Here is a 21,946-nt window from a genome sequence, read left to right as displayed (position 1 = left end):
GTGCAGTAGGCTCGGCGGGATTCCGGGTGACGGCGGGGTGAAGTCACGGAATCCGTCCCGCCAACGGCGGGTGAGGCCCGCTGCCCGGGCTGAGCCCCGCAGCCGGCGGGAAAACCAGAAGGACAATCAGTCGCCTAGGGGTTGATCTTGATCGTGCGTTTTGTGGCGAGCCTCGTAGTACGCCCGATCGAGGTCTGATGTCCCATCTCGACCCTTACCGCAGCGCTGAGCCCCGCAGTTGGGACCGTCCGACCGCGCCCACCGGCCTGCCCTGGCCGGCCGAGCGGTCCGCCCCGGCTGCCCCCGACTACCCGCCGGACCTGCGCAACGGCCATCCGCACGAGCCGGGGGAGGTGCCCGGTCCGGCGTACCCGACCGGCGAGCACACCGGCTATCCGGCGGCGCCCGGCTATCCGGGGGGCGGTTACGGCGCCGACCTGACCGACCCGCCGCCCCGTCCCGGGGGTGGATACCACCCCGACCCGTTCGCCGACCCGGCTACCCGTACCGGTGACGGTTCCGGCACCGACCCCCTGGGTGAGCCGGCCGGCGGGCCGGGTGGCACGCCGCCGGCCGACCCGCTGACGGAGCCGCCCCGGTCGTCGCGGGGCAGGCGCCGGGCCGGTCGCCGCCGGGCCGGTCGCCCGCACCAGCCGTCGGTACCCGCCGGTACCCCACCGGAGGCGGACGCCGTGCCGGCCGCCGGCAGCCAGAGCCGGGCCGGGCGTAACCTGCCCGCCGCGATCGGGGTGGGCGTCACGCTCGCCGCCGCCGTCCTGGTGCCCCTGTTCCTCTTCCCTCCCGCCTTCCTGGCGGTGGTGGCCGTGGCGGTCGCCGTCGGTAGCTGGGAGATGGCCCGGGCGGTCCGCCGGGCCGACGCCAACCCGCCGCTGGTACCGCTGCTCGCCGGTGGTGTGCTGATGGTCGGTCTGGCCTGGTGGGCCGGCCCCGACGCGCTCAGTCTCGGCCTGCTGGTCACCGTGCTGGCCGCGATGGTCTGGCGGCTCGCCGACGGTCCGGCCGGCTACCAGCGTGACCTGACCGCCACCGCGCTGATCACCGTGTATGTCCCCTTCCTCGGGGGGTTCGCGGCCCTGCTCGCCGCACCGGACGACGGGCGCCTGCGGGTGCTGGTGACCCTCGCGGCTGTGGTGCTCTCCGACACCGGCGGGTACGCGGCCGGGGTCTCGTTCGGTCGGCATCCGATGGCGCCGTCGGTCAGCCCGAAGAAGTCCTGGGAGGGCTTCGCCGGCTCGGTGCTGGCCGCCGCACTGGGCGGTGCCCTGCTGCTCTGGTCCTGTTTCGATGTCGCTCCCTGGTGGGGGGCGCTGTTCGGGCTGGCGGTCTCCGGTGCCGCGGTGCTCGGCGATCTCGGCGAGTCGATGATCAAGCGGGACCTCGGCGTCAAGGACATGAGCAACCTGCTGCCCGGCCACGGCGGCCTGATGGACCGCCTCGACTCGATCCTGTTCGCGGCTCCCACGGCGTACCTGCTGCTGACCGTGCTGGTCCCGGTGGTCTGAGTCGTGCGTCACGGCCGGACGCCGCCGTCCAGAGGTTCAGGTCCGGAACGGCACCTCCGGTCAGTCATCCGCGCCGGTCGGCGTGGGAGACTGGACGGGCCATGACGAGCCTGCCTTTGATCCCCAGCAGTCCGGATGCCCCTGCCGCGCGCCGCGCCTCGATGCCGCCCCGGCACCTCGCCGACCTCGACCTGCCCGGTCGTCAGGCCCTGGTCACCGGGTTGGGTGAGCCGGCCTTCCGGGCCCGGCAGGTGTCGAACCACTACTTCGGGCGGCTGGTCCGCGATCCGGCAGCGATGACCGACCTGCCGGCCGCCACCCGGGACCGGCTCGCCGCGGAGTTGCTGCCCACCCTGCTCACCCCGGTACGCGAGCTGGCCTGCGACGACGGTGCCACCCGCAAGGCTCTCTGGCGGCTGCACGACGGCTCGCTGGTGGAGAGCGTCCTGATGGGCTACCCGGACCGGGTCACGGTCTGCATCTCCAGCCAGGCCGGTTGCGGCATGGCCTGCCCCTTCTGCGCCACCGGTCAGGCCGGCCTGACCCGTAACCTTTCCACCGCAGAGATCGTGGACCAGGCGGTCTACCTCGCCGGGGTGGCCGCCTCCGGCGCGGTGGCCGGTTCGCCGCCGCGCCTGTCCCATGTCGTGTTCATGGGCATGGGCGAGCCGCTGGCCAACTACTCGCGGGTCGTCGCGGCGGTACGCCGGCTCTGCGCTCCCGCACCCGAGGGACTGGGCCTGTCGCAGCGGCACATCACCGTGTCCACCGTCGGCCTGGTGCCGGCGATCCGCAGGCTGGCCAGCGAAGACCTCTCGGTGACCCTTGCGTTGTCGCTGCACGCGCCCGATGATGAGCTACGCGACGAACTTGTCCCGGTCAACCAGCGCTGGAAGGTCGCGGAGGTGCTGGATGCGGCGTGGGACTACGCGGCCCGCACGGGCCGTCGGGTGTCGATCGAGTACGCCATGATCAGGGATGTGAACGACCAACCGTGGCGCGCCGACCTGCTGGGTCGGTTGCTGGCCAACCGGCTGGCCCACGTGAATCTCATCCCGCTCAACCCGACCCCGGGCAGCCGGTGGGACGCCAGTCCGAAACCGGTCGAGCGGGAGTTCGTCCGCCGGTTGCGGGATGCCGGTGTCTCCACCACCGTGCGGGACACCCGGGGCCGGGAGATCGACGGTGCCTGCGGCCAGTTGGCCGCTGCCGCGGACGAAAGCGGGACGGCGTCGAGTGAGGCTACGGCGTGACGTGGCGTAGCGAACGAAACCAGGAGACATAGTGGCGAGTCAGGGTCAGCGTTTCCGGCGCAAGGCGCTCCGCCGGGGCTACAAGGTCGACGAGGTGGACGCCTTCCTGGACCGGGTCGAGGCCACACTCGCCGGTGAGCCGGTGGGCCCGCCGGTCGCCTCCCAGGAGGTCCATGACGTCGTCTTCCGGGTGCGATTCAACGGCTACGACGAGTGGCAGGTCGACCTGCACCTCGACCGGGTCGAGCGACAGCTCGCCGAGCTGGAGGAGCGGGGTGGCGCGGCGCGGGGCCCGGAACCCCGGATGCCGGAGCGGATGGGGCCCGGGGAGCGGATGGGTCCGCCGATGCGGGAGGAACGGGGCATGGCCCCGGCCCCGCCCCGCCCGATGCCCGCGCAGGCCGGTGGGCCCCAGCCGGACCGGTACGACGCCCGGTACGACGAGCCGACCGGTACGTTCTCCGGTGGATTCGATGGTCCTCCGCCGCGTGGTGGTTTCGATGGTCCGCCCCCCGGTGGGTTTGACGGCCCGCCGCCACGTCGTGGTTTCGATGGTCCGCCCCCGCCCGGTTTCGACGGTCCGCCCCAGCGTGGTGGTTTCGACGGTCCGCCGCCGCCCGGTGGGTTCGATGCTCCACCGCAGCGTCGGGGTTTCGACGGTCCGCCTCCTGGTGGTTTCGACGGTCCGCCTCCTGGTGGTTTCGACGGTCCGCCTCCTGGTGGTTTCGACGGTCCGCCTCCTGGTGGTTTCGACGGTCCGCCTCCTGGTGGTTTCGACGGTCCGCCTCCTGGTGGTTTCGACGGTCCGCCTCCTGGTGGTTTCGACGGTCCTCCCCAGCGTCGCGGTTTCGACGGCCCGCCCCCGCCCGGTGGTTTCGACGGTCCGCCGCCACGTCGTGGCTACGATGGTCCGCCGCCGGGTGGTTTCGACGGTCCGCCGCCGCCCGGTGGGTTTGACGGTCCTCCCCAGCGTGGTGGGTTCGATGGCCCGCCGCCGGGTGGTTTCGACGGCCCGCCGTCCGGTGGGTTCGACGGTCCGCCCCAGCGTGGCGGCTTCGACGGCCCGTCCCGCGGGCCCGGCCTGCCGCCCGGCCCGCCGCCGCCCGGGCGCCCGGGTCCGGGTTTCGGGCCGGAGGACCGGTTCGACGGCTTCGTGGCGGGTCGCCACGGCCGGGCCGACATGACCGCCGAGATCCGGATGCCGGAGCGCGAGCTGCGCGACCCCCGTGGGCGTGGCCCGTCGGCGCCCCCGCCCGCTGGTCCGCCGGTCGGCGGTCCGCCGCCGGTGGCCGGCCCTCCGGCGGGTGGCCCCCCGATGGCCGGGCCGCCCGGCAGTGACCTTCACCGGGTGGACCAGATCCGGCGCACCTTCCAGGTACGCCGCTTCGGCAGCGGGTACGACCCGGACCAGGTGGATCAGCTCTTCGAGCGGCTCCTCGCCGGAATGGCCGGCCGTGGGCCGATGCCGGTGAACCCGCAGGAGTTGGACAGCCTGCGGTTCGGGCTGGTGCCGGGCGGCTACTTCGAGGCCGAGGTGGATGCCGCCCTCAAGGAGGTACAGGACATCCTGCTGGGCCGTTGACGTGCAACGGCGAGGGCCCGCCCCGGTACCGGGGCGGGCCCTCGCCGTGCTGTCTCACCTCACCCGTGTGTTACGGGGAACGTGTCGGGGTGCCGGGGTGGATCAGGAACGCAGACCGTTGCGGCGCAGCACCACGTCGCCGATGACGATGGACAGCAGGATCACCGCACCGGCGATCAGCCAGATGTCCTCGACCCTGCCCTCGTGGTTGCCGCAGATCATCGCCAGCAGGGCCAGCGCGGTGACGACCGCCCCGATCTGACCCGCCTTGCGGTGCCCCGGCTTGCGCTGGTCTGGCGACGTTACCGGCTCGCTTCCTGCCACTGTCGGTCCTTCCCTCTTGACGTGGATCTGAGGAGTAGTCTGGCACGCCCCCTGGCCGGCCCGGCGCAGGGTCCGACCGCTTGGGTCCCGGTCACCCCGGCGGGGATGGCCGGCGGTGTTGAGTACGCCCGTCGCGGGCAGGTGCCCGGAGCGGCTCCGGTAGCGTCGTGGCGTACATCTGATTGCCTTCTCTAGGGGGACAGTGCGGTGCGAGTGACCGGTACGGGGCATGCCAGCATGCGGATCGACACGGCCGCGGGCAGCATCCTCTGCGACCCGTGGGTCAATCCCGCCTATTTCGCCTCGTGGTTCCCGTTTCCGGACAACTCACAGCTCGACTGGGAGTCGCTCGGTCAGGTCGACTACCTCTACGTCTCCCACCTGCACCGGGACCACTTCGACGCGGCGCACCTGAGGGATTTCGTGTCGAAGTCGGCCACCGTGCTGCTGCCCGAGTTCCCCACCTCCGAGATGGAGGACGAGCTACGTGAACTCGGCTTCACGAAGTTCCTCCGGGCGCCCAACGAGCAGGTCGTCGAGCTGGACGGCGGTCTGAAGATCATGATCCAGGCGTTGACCAGCCCGACCGACGGCCCGATCGGCGACTCGTCGCTGTGGGTGGAGTACGACGGGGTCCGGCTGCTCAACCAGAACGACGCCCGCCCGACCGACCTGACCGTCTTCGCCGAGCTGGGGCACGTGCACGCGCACTTCCTCCAGTTCTCCGGTGCGATCTGGTACCCGATGGTCTACGAGCTGCCGGCGGCGGCGAAGACCGCGTTCGGCAAGCAGAAACGGGAGCGGCAGTTCGACCGGACCTGGCGCTACATCGACGACCTGAAGGCGTCGCACGTCTTCCCGATCGCCGGTCCGCCCTGCTTCCTGGACGACGCGTTGTGGCAGTTCAACGATATTCACGGCGACGAGGGGAACATCTTCCCCGACCAGTCGGTCTTCCTCGCCGAGTACGCCAAGGTCGGCGGGAACAACGGCGTGGTCCTGCTGCCGGGCAGCGTCGCCGAGGTCAGCACGGAGGGCTGCACCACCACCCACCCGGAGCCGGTGGAGGAGTTCTTCGCCAACAAGGTCGCGCACCTGGAGCAGATGCGGGAGCGCAAGCGCCCGATCATCGAGGCGGAGAAGGCGTCCTGGCGGCATCCCGAGATCGACGTGCTCAAGGAGATGAAGCGGCGGATCGAGCCGTTGCTGGAGGAGTCGGTCTACCTGGCCAAGGGGGTGGGCGGCCCGGTCCGTTTCGACCTGGTCGGCTACGACGGCGAGTCGGTCGAATCCATTGTGGTCGACTTCCCCGAGCAGCAGGTCCGGCCGTACGCCGACGAGAAGGTCCGGTACCGGTTCCGCACCGAGCGCGCCCTGATCGAGCACCTGCTGCACATCGACGAGGTGGACTGGGTCAACTCGCTCTTCCTCTCCTGCCGCTTCTCGGCGGCCCGGATCGGGCAGTACAACGAGTTCGTCTACGCCTTCTTCAAGTGCCTCTCCCGCGAGCGCATGCAGTACGCCGAGGGCTGGTACGACGAGCACGAACGCAACGTCGATGCCGAGGACATCACCATCGGTGACTGGGTGGTGCAGCGGCGCTGCCCGCACCTGAAGGCGGATCTCAGCCGGTTCGGCATCGTGGAGGGCAACCAGCTCACCTGCCAGTTGCACGGCTGGAAGTTCGACCTGGCCAGTGGACGCTGCCTGACCAGCGTCGGTCATCCGATCCGGGCACACCGCGCCGACGCCCCGGTCACCGCTGACTGACCCCGTCGATCATGGAGTTGTGGTGCCCCGCAGAAGCCGCTTTTCGCCTCAACTGCCCCACCACAACTCCATGATCGACAAGGGCTAGCGGCGGCCGAGGTCGGCGAGGATACGGCGGGCCGCGTTGTGCCCGGCCGCCCCGATCACGCTGCCGGCCGGGTGGCACCCGGCGCTGCCGGCGTACACCCCGTCGATCCCGGTGGCGTACGGCATCCGGTCGGTGAACGACACGGTGTTGTCCACGTGGTGGATGTGGCCGCCGGTGATACCGAAGTGCGCCTCGATCCCGGGCGGAGGCAGCGGCACCGCGTCGGCGATCAGGTCCCCGGTGCCCGGGGCGTACCGCTCGCAGATGGCCACCAGCTTCGCCACGTAACCGGGGAGCGCCTCGTCCCAGGTGGTGCCGGTCGGGGCGTACGGCACGGACTGCACGAAGAGCGCCGACGAGTGGTGCCCGGCGTCGTCGCTCAGCGACGGGTCGACCGTGGTGTGCAGGTACCACTCGATGGTCGGCTCCTCGGGTAGCCGCCCGGCCTGCACGTCCGCCCACATGTCGCGCAGCGCGGCCATCGGTGCCGTGCCGTCCCCGCCGACCAGGGAGGCCGAGCCGGGCAGCAGGTGGATGGTCGAGCCGAACGGGCTCGGCGCGTCGTCGGGCAGGCAGCGGAACCGGGGCAGCCCGGTCAGCGCCAGGTTGAGCTTGAGCGTGGTGCCGGGCCGGCGGACCGCCGCCATCCGCTCGCCCAGTGGTGCCGGCAGCGCGCCGTCGGGCAGCAGGTCGATCAGCCGGTACGGGTCACAGGCGCCGAGCACCACGGAGGCCGCCACCGCCCGGCCGTCGGCGAGGACCACCCCGCTGGCCGCGCCGCCGTCGAGCTGGACGGCACGGACCGGCGTACCGGTCAGGATGGTCGCCCCGGCGGCACGGGCGGCCTGCGCGAAGGTCCGGGAGACGGTGCCCATGCCCCCTTCGGCGATCATCCAGGTGCCGTCCGCGCCGGGCAGCCGGCACATGTTGTGCACCAGGAAGTTGTGCCCGGTGCCGGGGTCGTCCGGGCCGGCGTTCAGCCCGGAGAGGCCGTCGGTGACCGCGTACATGGAGACCAGCAGTTCGGAGCGGAAGTCGAAGCGGGCCAGGTGGTCGGCGACCGAGCCGCGTACCAGGTTGACGAAGACCTCCCGTAGCGCCGGCCGGACGTACCGCTCGGCGGTCTCCTCGACCGGCAGTGGCCCGGCGAGCCAGGCCGGGGCGAGGTCGTCGCGCAACGCCGCCAGCTCGGCCTGCATGGCGTCGTCGGCGGCCACGTCGGCGGGGGAGAAGAACTCGGTGAGCTGCTGCCGGGTGGCCGCCCGGTCGCTTCCCACCAGCAGGTACGGCGAGCCGGCGCCGCCCGGGGTGGGTAGGAAGTAGTGCGGGTCGCGGCGCAGCACCGGGATCGTCACGTCCAGCGTGGCGAGCAGTTCGGGTGGCATCAGCCCGAGCAGGTAGGAGCCGGTGGAGTGGCGCAGTCCGGGGACCTTCGGGAACGGCTGTTCGGTGCGGGTGGCGCCGCCGATCGTGTCGGCGGCCTCCAGCACCAGCACGTCCAGCCCGGCTCTGGCCAGCAGGACGGCGGAGACCAGGCCGTTGTGCCCGGCTCCGATGATCACGACATCGGCCCGGGCCGGTAGCTCAGCGTTCATGGCGGGCGAGCCTAGTCGCCGGAGCCTGCCTGCGGCAGTCCCTGGGTGGAACTCCCCAGTTCGTCCAGGAAGATGGCCAACTCGGTCTCGAAGAGCGCCTCCGGCTCGGTGACCGCCCAGGTCACCTGCCGGAACACCTCCATCGCGACCAGGCCGTAGAGCCGGGTCCAGCCGGAGAGGAAGGTGTACGCCACCTCGATGGGTATCTCGCCGTGGCTGAGCCGCAGCGGTTCCAGCCGGTCGCCGAGGTGCTGGCGGATCATCTCGGGCGGCGGGGCGCGGAACGGGGTGCGGTGCCACAGGTCCAGGAAGGGCTGGATGAAGACCGCGCCGAACCGGGCTCCCGGGTGATCGGCGTCGGTGCAGCCGGCGACGAACGCGTCCAGCCCTGGCGTCGGGGCGCCGAAGATCAGGCCGAACTCGGTCGGGTGGGTCACCGACCAGCCCCGGAAGGCCCGGGCCATCGCGATGAGTTGCCCGACCGGGTCGTCCCCGGCGCTGTCCCGGGCGGCTTCGATGGTGCTGCGCAGTTCGTCGTAGAGGTCGCCGGCCAGCGCCGCGACCAGCGCCTCCAGGCTGGGGAAGTAGCGGTAGATGGCGGGCGCGGTCATGCCCATGTCCCGGGCGATGGCCCGCAGGGAGACGGCGTCCGGCCCGCCGGTCACGAGCAGCCGGCGGGCGCCGTCCTTGATCTCGGTGACGGTCGCCGTGCGCAGCCGCTCCCGCCGGGTTGGTGCGGTCATCGACGGCCTCCCTTGACGGGCGCGACGGAGGTGTGATCCGACGCGCCTTGACGGAAGCGAACACCGTTGCGATAGTTAACGGCGTTCACTCAGATTATCTATGGTTACAGCTTACGGCTTGGGGGACGCAATGTTCGACTGGTGGGGGCGCGCCGTGGTCCGGCTACGCCACGCGGCGCTCGGCGCCGCGCTGCTGCTGGTGGCGGTCGGCGCCACCTGGGGAGCGGGGGTGTTCGGGCTGCTCACCGGCGGCGGCTTCGACGACCCGGCGAGCGAGTCCAGCCGCGCCGCCGAGCGGATCACCGAGACGCTGGGCCGGCAGGGCGCCGACGTGATCGTGCTCTGGTTCAGCGACACCCACACCGCCGACCAGCCGGCCTTCCGCGACCCGGTCGCCAGCACCCTCACCGGGCTGCGCAGCCGCCCCGAGGTGGCCAGCGTGACCAGCTGGTACGACACCCCGTCGCCGGCCCTGCTGTCCAGCGACCGCCGGGCCACCTACGTGCTGATCCGGCTGACCGCCTCCGACGAGGACGCGCAGACCGAGGCGTACGAGGCGCTGCGGCCCGCGCTCGACGCCCCCGGGGTACGCACCCAGGTCGGCGGCACGGTGCCGTTCCTGCACGACGCCAACACCCAGACCAGCGAGGACGTCACCCGGGCCGAGCTGCTCTCCATGCCGGTACTGCTGGTCCTGCTCATCCTGATCTTCGGCGGCCTGGTCGCGGCGGCCACCCCGCTGCTCATCGGCGGTCTCGCCATCCTCGGCGCGTTCATCGCGGTCCGGCTGCTGAACATGGTCACCGAGGTCTCCGTCTTCGCGATCAACGTGATCACGCTGATCGGCCTGGGCATGGCCATCGACTACGCGCTCTTCGTGGTCAGCCGGTTCCGCGAGGAGTTGTCCGCCGGCCACGACACCCCCACCGCGATCGCCCGGACCATGGCCACCGCCGGCCGGACCGTCCTCGTCTCCGGGCTCACCATCACGGTCGCCATGGCCAGCCTGCTGATCTTCCCGCAGGCGTTCCTCCGCTCGATGGGACTGGGCGGGATGGCCGCCGTGCTGGTCGCCATGCTCGCCTCGCTGACCGTACTCCCCGCCCTGCTCGTCGTGCTCGGCCCCCGGATCAACGCGCTGCGGGTACCCCTGCCGTGGCGGCGTGGCGGGAAGGCCGCCGGGCCGGTCCCGACGCTGACCGGCGGCGGCTGGGCCTGGATCGCCCGGGTGGTCATGCGCCGCCCGGCGCTCTTCGCGGTCGGGGTGGTCGTGGTGCTGCTCGGGCTGGCCGCGCCGTCGCTGCGGATGGAGTTCGGCGGCTTCGACGAGCGGGTCCTGCCGGCCGACGCCCCGGCCCGGGTGGTCTCCGAGCGGATCCGCGCCGAGTTCCCGGGCGGCACCGTCGCACCGATCGACGTCCTGCTCACCGGGGTACCCGCCGAGCAGGCCGGACAGTTCGCCCAGCGGGTCGCCGGGGTGCCCGGCGTGACCGGCGCGCAGCCGGTGGCCAACCGGGGGGACGCCACCCTGCTCTCGGTGACCTACACCGGCGAACCGACCGGGGACGTCGCCCAGCGCGTGGTCCGCGAACTCCGTGACCTGCCCGCCCCGGAGGGCGGCGAGGTGCTCGTCGGCGGCCGGCCGGCCGCCGACCGGGACCTGCTGGACAGCCTCAGCTCCCGGCTGCCCTGGATGGCCCTGATCATGGCGGCGGCCACCCTGGTGCTGCTCTTCCTCGCCTTCGGCTCGGTGGTGCTGCCGGTCAAGGCGGTGCTGATGAACCTGGTCTCCATCGGGGCGTCCTTCGGTGTGGTGGTCTGGATCTTCCAGGACGGGCACCTCGCCGACCTGCTCGGCTTCACCCCGACCGGCTTCATCGAGCCGAGCAACCCGATCCTGATGCTCGCGGTCCTCTTCGGCCTCGCCACCGACTACGAGGTGTTCCTGCTCTCCCGGGTCCGCGAGGAGTGGGACCGCAGCGGGGACAACACGACGGCCGTGGCCACCGGCCTGCAGCAGACCGGCCGGATCATCACCGCCGCCGCGCTGCTGCTGGTCGTGGTGGTCGCCGGCTTCGCCACCGGCGGCATGGCGTACATCAAGCTGATCGGCATCGGCATGATCGTGGCGATCGTGGTGGACGCCACCCTGGTCCGGGCGCTGCTGGTGCCGGCCACCATGCGGCTGCTGGGCCGGTGGAACTGGTGGGCGCCGGGGCCGCTCGGCCGGGTCTACCAGCGGTACGGCATCCGGGAGTCGGCCCACCCGGCGCCGGCCGGGGAGGAACCGGCGTCGACGGGGGCCGGTCCGGCAACGGCCGGTGACGCGGCCAGTCGTCACCACGCGTTCACCAGATAGTTGCGAACGTCGATGCCTCGGCGGTCTACTGTCGCTGGGGCATCGACACATCTGGAGGTAACCGTGGAGCGTCGTACCGTCCTGCGCGCCGCCGTCCTCGGCGCCGGCACCGCCGCCTTCTCCGGAGCGCTCTGGCAGCAGGCGTTCGCCGGGGTCGCCCAACCCGGGCCGGGCCCGTACGGCGCCCTGCTGCCCGCCGACGCCAACGGCATCCAGCTACCCGCCGGTTTCACCAGCCGGGTGATCGCCCGCTCCGGGCAGCGGGTACCCGGAACCACCCACCTCTGGCACCCCGCCCCCGACGGGGGCGCCTGTTTCCCGTCCGGCAGCGGCTGGATCTACGTGTCGAACTCGGAGATCCCGCTGCTCGGCGGCGCCTCGGCGGTCCGGTTCCACGCCGACGGGTCGATCGCGTCGGCGTACCGGATCCTGTCCGGCACCAACGTCAACTGCGCGGGCGGCGCCACCCCGTGGGGCACCTGGCTCTCCTGCGAGGAGGTACCCCTCGGCCGGGTCTTCGAGACCTGGCCGGAGGGCGGGCGCGCGGCCGAGGAGCGGACCCGGATGGGACGGTTCACCCACGAGGCCGCCGCCTGCGACCCGGAACGGCGGGTGATCTACCTGACCGAGGACGAGTCCGACGGCTGTTTCTACCGGTTCGTTCCGGACACCTGGGGTGACCTGCGGACCGGCCGGGTGCAGGTGCTCTGCGCCCCGGCCGACCAGGTGGCCGGACCGGTGACCTGGCAGGACATTCCGGACCGGGACGGCTTTCCGGTCGCCACCCGGCACCAGGTCGGCGCGGCGAAGCACTTCGTCGGGGGTGAGGGCTGCTGGTACGCCGACGGCACCTGCTGGTTCACCACCAAGGGCGACAACCGGGTCTGGGCGTACGACGCGGTCAACCAGCGGATCGACCTGGCGTACGACGACTCGCTGGTGCCCGACGGCACCGCGCCGCTGACCGGGGTGGACAACATCACCGGTACCGCCGGGGGAGACCTCTACGTAGCCGAGGACGGCGGCAACATGGAGATCAACATGATCACCCCGGCCGGGGTGGTGGCGCCCTTCCTGCGCATCCTCGGGCAGTCGTCCTCGGAGATCACCGGGCCGGCGTTCTCCCCGGACGGGTCCCGGCTCTACTTCTCCTCCCAGCGCGGCACCTCGGGCGACATCGCCGGTACCGGTGGGATGACCTACGAGGTGACCGGCCCCTTCCGCCGCTGACCCCGTGGTACGCCTGGCGATCGGCGAGGCGTGCACCCGTCCCGTTGACCACGAGGTGGACGGCGGGGCATCAGCGGGCGGCCCGCCAGCGGCTCAGCGCCAGGGTGGCCGAGTAGCCGGCCAGCACGATGACGTGGAACAGATAGAGCCAGAGCAGCACGGCCACCCCGGCGCCGATCTCGTCGAAGCCGCCGAACGGCACCCCGAGGTCCAGCGGCAGCGAGCAGAACAGTACGAAGCCGTGCAGGAATCCGGAGAGATTGGCGGCGGTGAACGAGCCCACCCCGAGCGCCGACAGCCAGTCCGGTGCGGCCGGTCCGACCACCCGGAACACCCAGAGCAGTACCGGGGTGAGGACCAGCCACACGGCCAGGAAGGAGAGCACCACACCGAGCGCGCCGGTCCAGCCACCCTGCCGGACCAGCCGGGTGGTCAGCGGCAGCGCCATCAGGATCGACAGCAGCAGTGCGGGGGCCGGGGCGAGCAGCGGCAGCAGCAGCAACCGGCCCCGCCAGCCGACCAGGGACTCGTCCGGGTCCGGCGGGGTGGCCACCGAGACGAACGCCCGGCGGAACCCCTCACCGTAGAACGACGCCGGCAGCAGGGCGGCCAGCGCCAGCAGCGGGGTCAGCTCCAACCCGGCGCCGACCAGCGCGGCCACCGCCCGGTCGGCACCGATCGCGCCCGGCAGCGTCTCCACCGCGTACGACGTGAGCCGCCGTACCCGCCCGGCACCCGCCAGCAGCCCGGTCATCCAGATGGCCAGCAGGGCCACCGGCACCACGGCGATCGCCCCGTAGAAGGTGATCGCCGCCGCGTGCAGGGACAGATCCCGACCGCGTACCGGACGGAAGGCAGCCGCCGTCACCCGCCGTAGCCGCCACCCGTCGCTCATCGCGAGTTTATTCCCCGCCGGCACCTCTGCCATTCAATAGGCTTCCCGGCCATGACGGTTTTCTCCACGGAACGGTTGATCCTCCGGGACTGGAGCGGGTCCCGGACGGATCTCGACCGGGTCTACGACATCTACTCCCGGCCGGAGGTGGTCCGGTGGCTCGGTACCGCGCCCGGCCTGCCGCTGACCGACCCGGCCCAGGCCGTCGAGCGGGTGCGGTACTGGCACGCCCGGCACGCCGGCCACGGCGACCGGTACGGCACCTGGGCGATCGAGCGCCGCGACACCGGGCTGGTGGTCGGTAGCCTGCTGCTCAAGCCGCTGCCCGGTCGGGACGAGTCGGTACCCACCACCGACATCGAGGTGGGCTGGCACCTGCACCCCGACTCCTGGGGGCACGGGTACGCCACCGAGGCGGCCCGCGCGGCGGTCACCCGGGAGTTCGCCACCGGTACGCCGCAGATCTGGGCGGTGGTCGCGCCCGGCAACGACGCCTCGATGGCGGTGGCCCGGCGGCTCGGCATGACCCACGTCGGCCGGCGCACCGACTGGTACGGCGGTGAGGAACTGGAGGCGTTCGTCCTGCGGCGCGGCTGAACTGATCGAGGAGGAGCCGGTCGGCGGTGGGGACTGAGGCTCCCGGTGGACGCGGTGCACCGCTGGGGAAGAATGGCCGGGTGACCCTCCCCCGCGAACTCGTACTGCTCGGCTCGACCGGTTCGATCGGTACCCAGGCCATCGACATCGTGCGACGCAACCCGGACCGGTTCCGGGTGGTCGCGCTCGGCGCGGGCGGCGGCAACGTCGAGCTGCTCGCCGCCCAGGCCCTCGAACTGGGGGTCGACGTCGTCGGTGTGGCGAAGGCATCGGCCGCCCAGGACCTGCAACTGGCCTTCTACGCCGAGGCGACCCGGCGCGGGTACGCCACCGGCGACTTCCGGATCCCGAAGATCATCGCCGGCCCGGACGCGATGACCGAGCTGGCCGCGTGGCCGTGCGAGATCGTGCTCAACGGCGTGGTCGGCTCGCTGGGCCTGGCGCCGACCCTGGCGGCGCTGCGCGCCGGTCGTACCCTCGCCCTGGCCAACAAGGAGTCCCTGGTGGCCGGCGGATCCCTGGTCCGGGCCGCGCAGACCCGGCCGGGGCAGATCGTTCCGGTCGACTCCGAGCATTCCGCGCTGGCCCAGTGCCTGCGCGGCGGCTCCCGGGCCGAGGTACGCCGGCTGGTGGTGACCGCCAGCGGCGGACCGTTCCGGGGCCGGCGGCGTGACGAGCTGACCGCCGTCACCCCGGCCCAGGCGCTGGCCCACCCGACCTGGAACATGGGGCCGGTCGTGACGATCAACTCCGCCACCATGGTCAACAAGGCACTGGAGGTGATCGAGGCGCACGAGCTGTTCGACGTGCCGTACGCGGACATCGAGGTGATGGTCCACCCGCAGTCGGTGATCCACTCGATGGTGGAGTTCGTCGACGGATCGACCATCGCCCAGGCCAGCCCGCCGGACATGCGCCTGCCGATCGCGCTCGGTCTGGGCTGGCCGGACCGGGTGCCGGACGCGGCGGCAGCGGTCGACTGGACGACCGCGCACACCTGGGAGTTCCTCCCGCTCGACGACGACGCCTTCCCGGCGGTCCGGCTGGCCAAGGCGGCCGGGGAGACGGGGCGCTGCCGCCCGGCGATCTACAACGCGGCCAACGAGGAGTGCGTGGCGGCCTTCGTGGCCGGCCGGTTGCCCTTCCTCGGCATCGTGGACACCCTCGAACGGGTGCTGGACGCGGCGCCCGACTTCACCGAACCAGGTACCGTCGAGGACGTGCTCGCCGCCGAGTCGTGGGCGCGAACGCACGCCCAGGAGATCATCGCGAGATTGGGGAAGGAAGCCTGATGCTGTACCTGCTCGGGGTGGTGGTCATCGCTCTGGGGATCCTCATCTCGGTGAGCCTGCACGAGGCCGGGCACATGCTGACCGCCAAGCGGTTCGGGATGAAGGTCACCCGTTACTTCGTCGGGTTCGGCCCGACCGTGTTCTCGTTCCGACGGGGGGAGACCGAGTACGGTCTGAAGGCCATCCCGCTCGGTGGCTTCTGCAAGATCGTCGGCATGACGCCGCAGGACGACGATGTCGAGCCGGAGGACCAGCACCGGGCGATGTGGCGGTTCCCGGTCTGGAAGCGGACGATCGTGATGTCCGCCGGTTCGATCACCCACTTCGCCCTCGCGCTGATCGCGATCTGGCTGGCCGCGATGTTCATGGGCCTGCCCAACCCGGAGTACCCCACCACCAACGACGAGGCCCGCCGGGAGCCGGCGGCCATCAACGTGCAGGACTGCGTGGTGGTGGAGAACGTCGCCCGCACCTGCCAGACGGGGGATCCGACCAGCCCGGCCGCCCAGGCCAACCTCCGCGACGGGGATCTGATCACCGCGCTCAACGGCACCCCGATCGACAACTACGGGGACCTGCTCACCACGTTGCGGGCCACCCCGCCGGGCCGGGTCACGGTCGACTACGTCCGGGACGGCGTCCCGGCCAGCGTCGACGTCACCCTCGCCCAGGTGCAGCGCCCGCCGCTGGAGAACGTGGCCGGCCCGGTCGGCCCGGTCGCCGCGTTCGGCGTCGACCTCGACGTGCAGAAGCCGGCGATGGTGACGTACGGGCCGGTCGCCGCGTTCGGCGCCACCGCCGACTACACCGGCCAACTGGCGGTCGGCACCTACGAGGCGATGAAGCGGATCCCGCAGAAGGTCCCCGCGCTCTGGACCGCCATCACCGGCGGCGAGCGCGACAAGGACACCCCGATCAGCGTGGTCGGGGCGAGCCGGCTGGGCGGCGAGGCCCTGGAGGCCGGCGTCTGGCAGATCCTGGTCTTCCTCTTCATCTCGCTGAACTTCTTCGTCGGCATCTTCAACCTGCTGCCGCTGCTGCCGCTCGACGGCGGGCACATTGCCATCGCCTGGTTCGAGCGCGTCCGGTCCTGGATCTTCGCCCGGCTCGGCCGGCCCGATCCGGGCCGGGTCGACTACCTCAAGCTCATGCCCCTCACGTACGCGGTGATCCTGGTCGGCGGTGCGTTCACGCTGCTCACGGTCACTGCGGACGTCGTCAATCCGATAACGCTCTTCTCAAGGTGAGTGCCTGAAGTGACCGCTGTCAGTCTCGGTATGCCCGCCGTACCGCCTCCGCCGCTCGCGCCCCGTCGGGCCAGTCGTCAGATCATGGTCGGTTCGGTGCCGGTCGGTGGTGGTGCGCCGGTGTCGGTGCAGTCGATGACCACGACCCTCACCTCCGATGTCAATGCCACGTTGCAGCAGATCGCCGAGTTGACCGCGGCGGGTTGCCAGATCGTTCGGGTGGCGGTGCCGTCGCAGGATGATGTGGAGGCGTTGCCGGCGATTGCGCGTAAGTCGCAGATCCCGGTGATCGCTGACATCCATTTCCAGCCGAGGTACGTGTTCGCGGCGATCGACGCCGGGTGTGCGGCGGTGCGGGTCAATCCGGGCAACATCCGGCAGTTCGACGACAAGGTCCGGGAGATCGCGAAGGCGGCCGGGGAGGCGGGGGTGCCGATCCGGATCGGTGTCAACGCGGGTTCGTTGGACAAGCGGCTGCTGGCCAAGCACGGCAAGGCGACGGCCGAGGCGCTGGTGGAGTCGGCGCTCTGGGAGTGTTCGCTGTTCGAGGAGCACGGTTTCCGGGACATCAAGATTTCGGTGAAGCACAACGATCCGGTGGTGATGGTCCGGGCGTATCGGCAGTTGGCTGCGCGGTGTGACTATCCGTTGCATCTGGGGGTGACCGAGGCGGGTCCGGCGTTCCAGGGGACGGTCAAGTCGGCGGTGGCGTTTGGTGCGTTGTTGGCCGAGGGGATCGGGGACACGATCCGGGTGTCGTTGTCGGCCCCGCCGGTCGAGGAGATCAAGGTGGGTGCGGCGATTCTGGAGTCGTTGGGCCTGCGTGAGCGTGGCCTGGAGATCGTCTCCTGCCCCTCCTGCGGTCGGGCCCAGGTGGATGTGTACAAGTTGGCCGAGGAGGTCACCGCCGGTCTGGAGGGGTTGCCGGTGCCGTTGCGGGTGGCGGTGATGGGTTGTGTGGTGAACGGGCCGGGTGAGGCCCGGGAGGCTGACCTGGGTGTCGCGTCGGGCAACGGTAAGGGTCAGATCTTCGTACGTGGTCAGGTGATCAAGACGGTGCCCGAGGGGCAGATCGTGGAGACCCTGATCGAGGAGGCACTCCGGCTGGCTGAGGAGATGGGCGCCGAACTGCCCGAGGAACTGCGCGGCCTGGTCGGCGGCGCGACCGTGACGGTGCACTGACCGTCCCCGCAACATGATCGCGGTGGACCGGTCCGCAACCGGTCCACCGCGGTTTCTTTTTCTCGGGGTCGGGCGGATCTCTCGCCGGGTCAGTCGGACTCGGCGAGGATGGCGTACAGCTTGCGACGCGTCTCGTCGAGCACCTGAGCGGCCCGTTCCCGCTGCTCGTCGGTGCCGTTCATCATCACCTGCCGCAGGGCGTTCATCGCCTGGAAGCCGGCGTCCCGGATCTCGTGCCAGCTGTGCACGGTCTGCTCGGCGTACTCGCCCCACGGGGGTGTGGCCGCAGCCCGCTCCGCCTCCTCCCGGCCCGCCTCGGTCAGGGCGAACCGCCGGCGGCCACCACCTGCCGGGTCGGTCACCCCGGTGATGACGCCCTCGTCCTCCAGCAGTTGGAGGGTGGGGTAGATCGAGCCGGGGCTCGGCCGCCACGCCCCGCCGGTGCGGGAGTCGATCTCCTGGATCATCTCGTAACCGTGCATCGGCCGCTCGGTCAGCAGCGCGAGCACCGCGCTGCGGACACCGGCCCGACGGCCCCGACCGCCGCCGCGTCCCCGGCCACCGCCCCAACCACGGGAGCCGCCGGGACCACCGGGCGGGAACGGCGGAATGGGCGGGAAGCCGAAGCCGCGCATCCGTGCCTCGGGCGGGCCCTGGAACATCCGATGGAAGTGCATGATGTCCTCCGTACCATCGTCGATGGCTCAACGATATATCGGGAAACTATCGCCGACAAGTCGGCTCGGGGTAGGTGTCATTCCACCCGGCGGCACCCCGCCGTCGACCGGCGGAGCGCCCTACTCATCTGGCAGGCTGTAACTGTGCTGACGGTGCCGGTACGACGGGTGGGGGAAGGGGAGCGGCGCTCCGTGGAGCGACTGCTCGACCTCGACCCGTACGGTGCCGCACCGGTCGCCGAACGGGTCGCCGCCCATGGACTCTCCTGGTGGCGGGGAGAGGGACGGGTCCTCGGCTACGGATCCCGCCGCAACCTGGAGTCGATCTGCTGGCTCGGCGGCAACCTCACCCCGGTGCTCGCCACACCACCGGCCGTCGCCGCCTTCGCCGAACTGCTCAGCGGGGAACCCCGCATCTGCTCCTCGATCGTCGGGCACGCCGACGCGGTGCTCGGCCTCTGGGAACGACTGGCCGCGCGCTGGGGGCCGGCCCGGGACGTACGCCCCAACCAGCCGCTACTGGCCACCGGGACGGCGCCGCAGCCGGCCGCCGACCCCGACGTACGCCGGGTCCGAGCGGGCGAGATCGACCAGCTCTTCCCGGCCGCGGTCGCCATGTACACCGAGGAGGTCGGGGTCTCGCCGCTCGCCGAGGACGGCGGACGCGGCTACCGGCGGCGGGTGACCGAGCTGGTCCGCGCCGGCCGGGCGTACGCCCGGTTCGTCGACGGGAAGGTGGTCTTCAAGGCCGAACTGGCCGTGGTGACCCGGCGGACCGCGCAGGTCCAGGGGGTCTGGGTCGACCCCGAGTGGCGGGGCCAGGGAATCGCCACCGGGGCGATGGCGGCAGTGGTGCGGGACGCCCTCGCCCACGTCGCGCCCACGGTCAGCCTCTACGTCAACGACTTCAACCTGCCCGCCCGGCGGGTCTACCAGCGCTGCGGGTTCCGCCCCGTCGGCACCCTCGCCACCATCCTCTTCTGAGGTGTAAGGAAGGGCCCCTTCTTATCGCTTTCTGCATAGGAAGGGGCCCTTCTTAACACCTGGCGCCGGTCAGACGGCGCGCTGGTACTGCGCCGGCCAGCCCGGCCCGGCGCCCAGTTTCGCCGCCGCCTGCCGGGGCCAGTACGGCTCCCGCAGCAGTTCGCGGCCGAGCAGCACCAGATCGGCCGCACCCGATGCGACGATCTCCTCGGCCTGCTCCGGCTCGGTGATCAGCCCGACCGCGCCGGTCGGCACGCCGGCCCCGGCGCGTACCCGGGTGGCGAGCGGCACCTGATAGCCCGGACCGACCGGGATCTGCGCGGTGGCCGACGCCCCGCCCGACGAGCAGTCGACCAGGTCGATCCCGGCCCGGGCCAGCTCAGCGGCGAGGGACACGCTGTCGTCGACGGTCCAACCGCCGTCCACCCAGTCGGTCGCCGAGATCCGGGCCAGCACCGGTATGTCGTCGCCGACGGCGGCGCGGACGGACCGGGCCACCTCCAGCGTCAGCCGCATCCGACCGGCCAGGTCGCCGCCGTACCCGTCGGTCCGCCGGTTGGTCAGCGGGGAGAGGAACTCGTGCAGCAGGTACCCGTGCGCGGCGTGGATCTCCACGGCGGCGAACCCGGCCGCGATCGCGCGCCCGGCGGCGGCGCCGAACGCCTCCACCACGGCGGCGATCCCCGCGGTGTCCAGCGCATCCGGGATCCGGTACCCGGGGACGAAGGGTTCGGCCGACGGGCCGACCGGCGTCCAACCGCCCTCGTCGTCCGGCACGCCGCCGCGCCGCGTCGCCCAGGGCCGGTAGGTGGATGCCTTGAACCCGGCGTGCGCGAGTTGGACGGCCGGCACCGTTCCCTGCCCGGCGAGGAACGCGGTGATCGGCCGCCAGGCGTCGACGTGCGCGTCGGACCAGAGGCCGGTGTCCTGCGGGCTGATCCGCCCCTCCGGCAGCACCGCGGTCGCCTCGGTGATGATCAGGCCGGCGCCGCCGACCGCGCGGGCGCCGTAGTGCACCCGGTGCCAGTCGGTCGGCAACCCGTCCGGACCGGCGCTGTACTGGCACATCGGGGCCATCGCCACCCGGTTCGGCAGGGTCACCGTACGCAGTGGCAGTGGGCTGAACAGGAGGCTCACTCCGGTCTCTCCTCAGCGGTCGGGGGTGTTAAGAAGGGGCCCTTCCTATACCGAAAGCGTTAAGCGGGGGCCCTTCCTTACGCCGATGGCGTCGTAGGCGGCCCGGTCGAGGGTGCCCTCCCGGGCGGCCACGATGGTCGGGACCAGGGCCTGACCGGCGACGTTGGTGGCGGTACGGATCATGTCGATGATCGGGTCGATGGCGAGCAGCAGGCCGGCGCCGGCCAGCGGCAGGCCGAGGGTGCTGAGGGTCAGGGTGAGCATCACGATGGCCCCGGTCAGGCCGGCGGTGGCGGCCGAACCGACCACCGAGACGAACGCGATGAGCAGGTAGTCGACCGGGCTCAGGGCGACCCCGAAGACCTGGGCCACGAAGATCGCCGCGAGGGCCGGGTAGATCGCGGCGCAGCCGTCCATCTTGGTGGTGGCGCCGAACGGTACCGCGAAGGAGGCGTACTCGCGGGGAACGCCGAGGCGCTCCACGGAGCGCTGGGTCACCGGCATGGTGCCCACCGACGAGCGGGACACGAAGGCCAGTTCGATGGCGGGCCAGGCACCGGCGAAGAAGCGCACCGGGTTGAGCCGGCCGGCGGTCACCAGCACCAGCGGGTAGACCACGAACAGGACGATTGCGCAGCCGACGTAGACGGCGGTGGTGAACCGCGCGAGCGGGGCGAGCAGGTCCCAGCCGTACGCGGCGACGGCGTGACCGATCAGACCCAGGGTGCCGATCGGGGCGAGCCGGATCACCCACCACAGCGCCTTCTGCACGATCTCCAGCACGGCGCGGTTGAGCGTGACGAACGGTTCGGCGGCGGCGCCGACCAGCAGGGCCGCCGTACCGACCACGAGGGCCAGGAAGACGATCTGGAGCACGTTGCCTTCGACGAACGCGGCGACCGGGTTGGTCGGCACGATGCCGGTGAGGAAGTCGGTCCAGGAGCCGGTCCGCTTCGGCGCGGTGGCCCCGGCGACGTCCAGGTCGACGCCCCGGCCGGGGTTGGTGAGCAGGCCGAGTCCGATGCCGATGCTGACCGCGATCAGCGCGGTGATGCCGAACCAGAGCAGCGTCTTCCACGCCAGCCGGGCGGCGTTGGCCACCCCGCGCAGGCTGACCACGCTGACCACGATGGCGGTGAAGACCAGCGGCGGCACGGCGAGCTTGAGCAGTTGGACGAAGAGGCTGCCGACGGTGTCGAGGGTGCTGGCGAGCCAGCTCAGGTCGGCGACCCGGGCCAGGTAGCCGAGGCCGGCGCCGAGCAGGAGGCCGGCCAGGATCTGGACGGAGAAGGGGACGGTGGAGAGGGTGCGACGCAGCCGGGCGGGCACGCCGCCGGGCGCACCGGTGGGCGCGGTGGTAACCATTGATCTTTCCAAACGGTCTGGGTGGAGCGGGTCGACGGTCAGCGGGGCGGCCGGACCGGACAGGTGCCGGTCAGCGGCGGCCGGACCGGACAGGTGCCGGTCA

Annotated in this window: 18 protein-coding genes; 11 read left to right on the top strand and 7 right to left on the bottom strand. The window is 71.8% G+C overall.

Annotated features, from left to right (window positions below; genetic code table 11):
* Window positions 1–197: 197 nt before the first annotated feature.
* From V6U90_RS12245 to V6U90_RS12235, 3 genes are all read left to right on the top strand, one after another.
* Window positions 198–1,523, top strand: coding sequence for a phosphatidate cytidylyltransferase (locus tag V6U90_RS12245; protein ID WP_334434644.1), 1,326 nt, complete (start codon window positions 198–200; stop codon window positions 1,521–1,523).
* 101 nt (window positions 1,524–1,624) lie between these two features.
* Window positions 1,625–2,776, top strand: a complete 1,152-nt coding sequence (gene rlmN, locus V6U90_RS12240; protein WP_334434642.1) for a 23S rRNA (adenine(2503)-C(2))-methyltransferase RlmN — start codon at window positions 1,625–1,627, stop codon at window positions 2,774–2,776.
* 31 nt (window positions 2,777–2,807) lie between these two features.
* Complete coding sequence (locus V6U90_RS12235; RefSeq protein ID WP_334434640.1) at window positions 2,808–4,358, top strand: DivIVA domain-containing protein; 1,551 nt, start codon at window positions 2,808–2,810, stop codon at window positions 4,356–4,358.
* A gap of 102 nt (window positions 4,359–4,460) precedes the next feature.
* Here the strand turns inward: V6U90_RS12235 and V6U90_RS12230 are convergent, their stop codons facing one another.
* A complete protein-coding gene (locus tag V6U90_RS12230) occupies window positions 4,461–4,682 on the bottom strand; it encodes a DUF2631 domain-containing protein (protein ID WP_334434638.1) in 222 nt (73 codons plus the stop codon).
* A 207-nt stretch (window positions 4,683–4,889) separates the two neighbouring features.
* Here V6U90_RS12230 and V6U90_RS12225 point away from each other — a divergent pair, with 207 nt between their 5' ends.
* Window positions 4,890–6,452, top strand: coding sequence for a Rieske 2Fe-2S domain-containing protein (locus V6U90_RS12225; RefSeq protein WP_334434636.1), 1,563 nt, complete (start codon window positions 4,890–4,892; stop codon window positions 6,450–6,452).
* A gap of 84 nt (window positions 6,453–6,536) precedes the next feature.
* Here V6U90_RS12225 and V6U90_RS12220 read toward each other — a convergent pair whose 3' ends face one another.
* Both V6U90_RS12220 and V6U90_RS12215 read right to left on the bottom strand, forming a co-directional pair.
* Entirely contained in the window at window positions 6,537–8,135 is a 1,599-nt protein-coding gene (locus tag V6U90_RS12220; RefSeq protein WP_334434634.1) for a phytoene desaturase family protein, read from the bottom strand.
* An 11-nt stretch (window positions 8,136–8,146) separates the two neighbouring features.
* Window positions 8,147–8,878 carry a TetR/AcrR family transcriptional regulator gene (locus V6U90_RS12215; RefSeq protein WP_334434632.1) on the bottom strand — a complete coding sequence of 244 codons (732 nt, stop codon included), beginning with the start codon at window positions 8,876–8,878 and terminating at the stop codon, window positions 8,147–8,149.
* A 118-nt stretch (window positions 8,879–8,996) separates the two neighbouring features.
* Here V6U90_RS12215 and V6U90_RS12210 point away from each other — a divergent pair, with 118 nt between their 5' ends.
* Together V6U90_RS12210 and V6U90_RS12205 are read left to right on the top strand one after the other, a co-directional pair.
* Window positions 8,997–11,237 (top strand): MMPL family transporter, encoded by a 2,241-nt coding sequence (locus tag V6U90_RS12210; protein ID WP_334434630.1) that lies wholly within the window; start codon window positions 8,997–8,999, stop codon window positions 11,235–11,237.
* Between the two features lie 63 nt (window positions 11,238–11,300).
* Complete coding sequence (locus V6U90_RS12205) at window positions 11,301–12,467, top strand: alkaline phosphatase PhoX (protein WP_334434628.1); 1,167 nt, start codon at window positions 11,301–11,303, stop codon at window positions 12,465–12,467.
* A gap of 70 nt (window positions 12,468–12,537) precedes the next feature.
* Here the strand turns inward: V6U90_RS12205 and V6U90_RS12200 are convergent, their stop codons facing one another.
* A complete protein-coding gene (locus V6U90_RS12200; protein ID WP_334434625.1) occupies window positions 12,538–13,362 on the bottom strand; it encodes a YhjD/YihY/BrkB family envelope integrity protein in 825 nt (274 codons plus the stop codon).
* 51 nt (window positions 13,363–13,413) lie between these two features.
* Between V6U90_RS12200 and V6U90_RS12195 the strand changes: the two genes are divergently transcribed.
* From V6U90_RS12195 to ispG, 4 genes are all read left to right on the top strand, one after another.
* Window positions 13,414–13,959 carry a GNAT family N-acetyltransferase gene (locus V6U90_RS12195; RefSeq protein WP_334434623.1) on the top strand — a complete coding sequence of 182 codons (546 nt, stop codon included), beginning with the start codon at window positions 13,414–13,416 and terminating at the stop codon, window positions 13,957–13,959.
* Between the two features lie 80 nt (window positions 13,960–14,039).
* Complete coding sequence (gene dxr / locus V6U90_RS12190; protein ID WP_334434621.1) at window positions 14,040–15,251, top strand: 1-deoxy-D-xylulose-5-phosphate reductoisomerase; 1,212 nt, start codon at window positions 14,040–14,042, stop codon at window positions 15,249–15,251.
* Window positions 15,251–16,498, top strand: a complete 1,248-nt coding sequence (locus tag V6U90_RS12185) for a M50 family metallopeptidase (RefSeq protein ID WP_334434618.1) — start codon at window positions 15,251–15,253, stop codon at window positions 16,496–16,498. Before dxr ends, V6U90_RS12185 begins: the two co-directional genes overlap by 1 nt.
* A 9-nt stretch (window positions 16,499–16,507) precedes the next feature.
* Window positions 16,508–17,680, top strand: coding sequence for a flavodoxin-dependent (E)-4-hydroxy-3-methylbut-2-enyl-diphosphate synthase (gene ispG / locus V6U90_RS12180; protein ID WP_334434615.1), 1,173 nt, complete (start codon window positions 16,508–16,510; stop codon window positions 17,678–17,680).
* A gap of 89 nt (window positions 17,681–17,769) precedes the next feature.
* Here ispG and V6U90_RS12175 read toward each other — a convergent pair whose 3' ends face one another.
* Complete coding sequence (locus V6U90_RS12175; protein WP_334434613.1) at window positions 17,770–18,357, bottom strand: PadR family transcriptional regulator; 588 nt, start codon at window positions 18,355–18,357, stop codon at window positions 17,770–17,772.
* Between the two features lie 144 nt (window positions 18,358–18,501).
* On the opposite strand from V6U90_RS12175, the gene V6U90_RS12170 reads away from it, so the two are divergent.
* Window positions 18,502–19,341, top strand: coding sequence for a GNAT family N-acetyltransferase (locus V6U90_RS12170; RefSeq protein ID WP_334434610.1), 840 nt, complete (start codon window positions 18,502–18,504; stop codon window positions 19,339–19,341).
* A 69-nt stretch (window positions 19,342–19,410) separates the two neighbouring features.
* Here the strand turns inward: V6U90_RS12170 and V6U90_RS12165 are convergent, their stop codons facing one another.
* A complete protein-coding gene (locus tag V6U90_RS12165) occupies window positions 19,411–20,478 on the bottom strand; it encodes an NADH:flavin oxidoreductase/NADH oxidase (protein ID WP_334434607.1) in 1,068 nt (355 codons plus the stop codon).
* Between the two features lie 45 nt (window positions 20,479–20,523).
* Window positions 20,524–21,843 (bottom strand): dicarboxylate/amino acid:cation symporter, encoded by a 1,320-nt coding sequence (locus V6U90_RS12160; protein ID WP_334434605.1) that lies wholly within the window; start codon window positions 21,841–21,843, stop codon window positions 20,524–20,526.
* Window positions 21,844–21,946: the final 103 nt, after the last annotated feature.

Source organism: Micromonospora sp. CPCC 206060 (assembly GCF_036906895.1).
Classification (GTDB): Bacteria; Actinomycetota; Actinomycetes; order Mycobacteriales; family Micromonosporaceae; genus Micromonospora.
This window is presented reverse-complemented; position numbering and strand designations above follow the sequence as displayed.

Bases quoted from the DNA above. Each gene is read 5' to 3' on its own strand.
- V6U90_RS12245 (WP_334434644.1), top strand. From the start codon at position 198: ATGTCCCATCTCGACCCTTACCGCAGCGCTGAGCCCCGCAGTTGGGAC.
- rlmN (WP_334434642.1), top strand. From the start codon at position 1,625: ATGACGAGCCTGCCTTTGATCCCCAGCAGTCCGGATGCCCCTGCCGCG.
- V6U90_RS12220 (WP_334434634.1), bottom strand. From the start codon at position 8,135: ATGAACGCTGAGCTACCGGCCCGGGCCGATGTCGTGATCATCGGAGCC.
- V6U90_RS12215 (WP_334434632.1), bottom strand. From the start codon at position 8,878: ATGACCGCACCAACCCGGCGGGAGCGGCTGCGCACGGCGACCGTCACC.
- V6U90_RS12200 (WP_334434625.1), bottom strand. From the start codon at position 13,362: ATGAGCGACGGGTGGCGGCTACGGCGGGTGACGGCGGCTGCCTTCCGT.
- V6U90_RS12195 (WP_334434623.1), top strand. From the start codon at position 13,414: ATGACGGTTTTCTCCACGGAACGGTTGATCCTCCGGGACTGGAGCGGG.
- V6U90_RS12185 (WP_334434618.1), top strand. From the start codon at position 15,251: ATGCTGTACCTGCTCGGGGTGGTGGTCATCGCTCTGGGGATCCTCATC.
- V6U90_RS12175 (WP_334434613.1), bottom strand. From the start codon at position 18,357: ATGCACTTCCATCGGATGTTCCAGGGCCCGCCCGAGGCACGGATGCGC.
- V6U90_RS12160 (WP_334434605.1), bottom strand. From the start codon at position 21,843: ATGGTTACCACCGCGCCCACCGGTGCGCCCGGCGGCGTGCCCGCCCGG.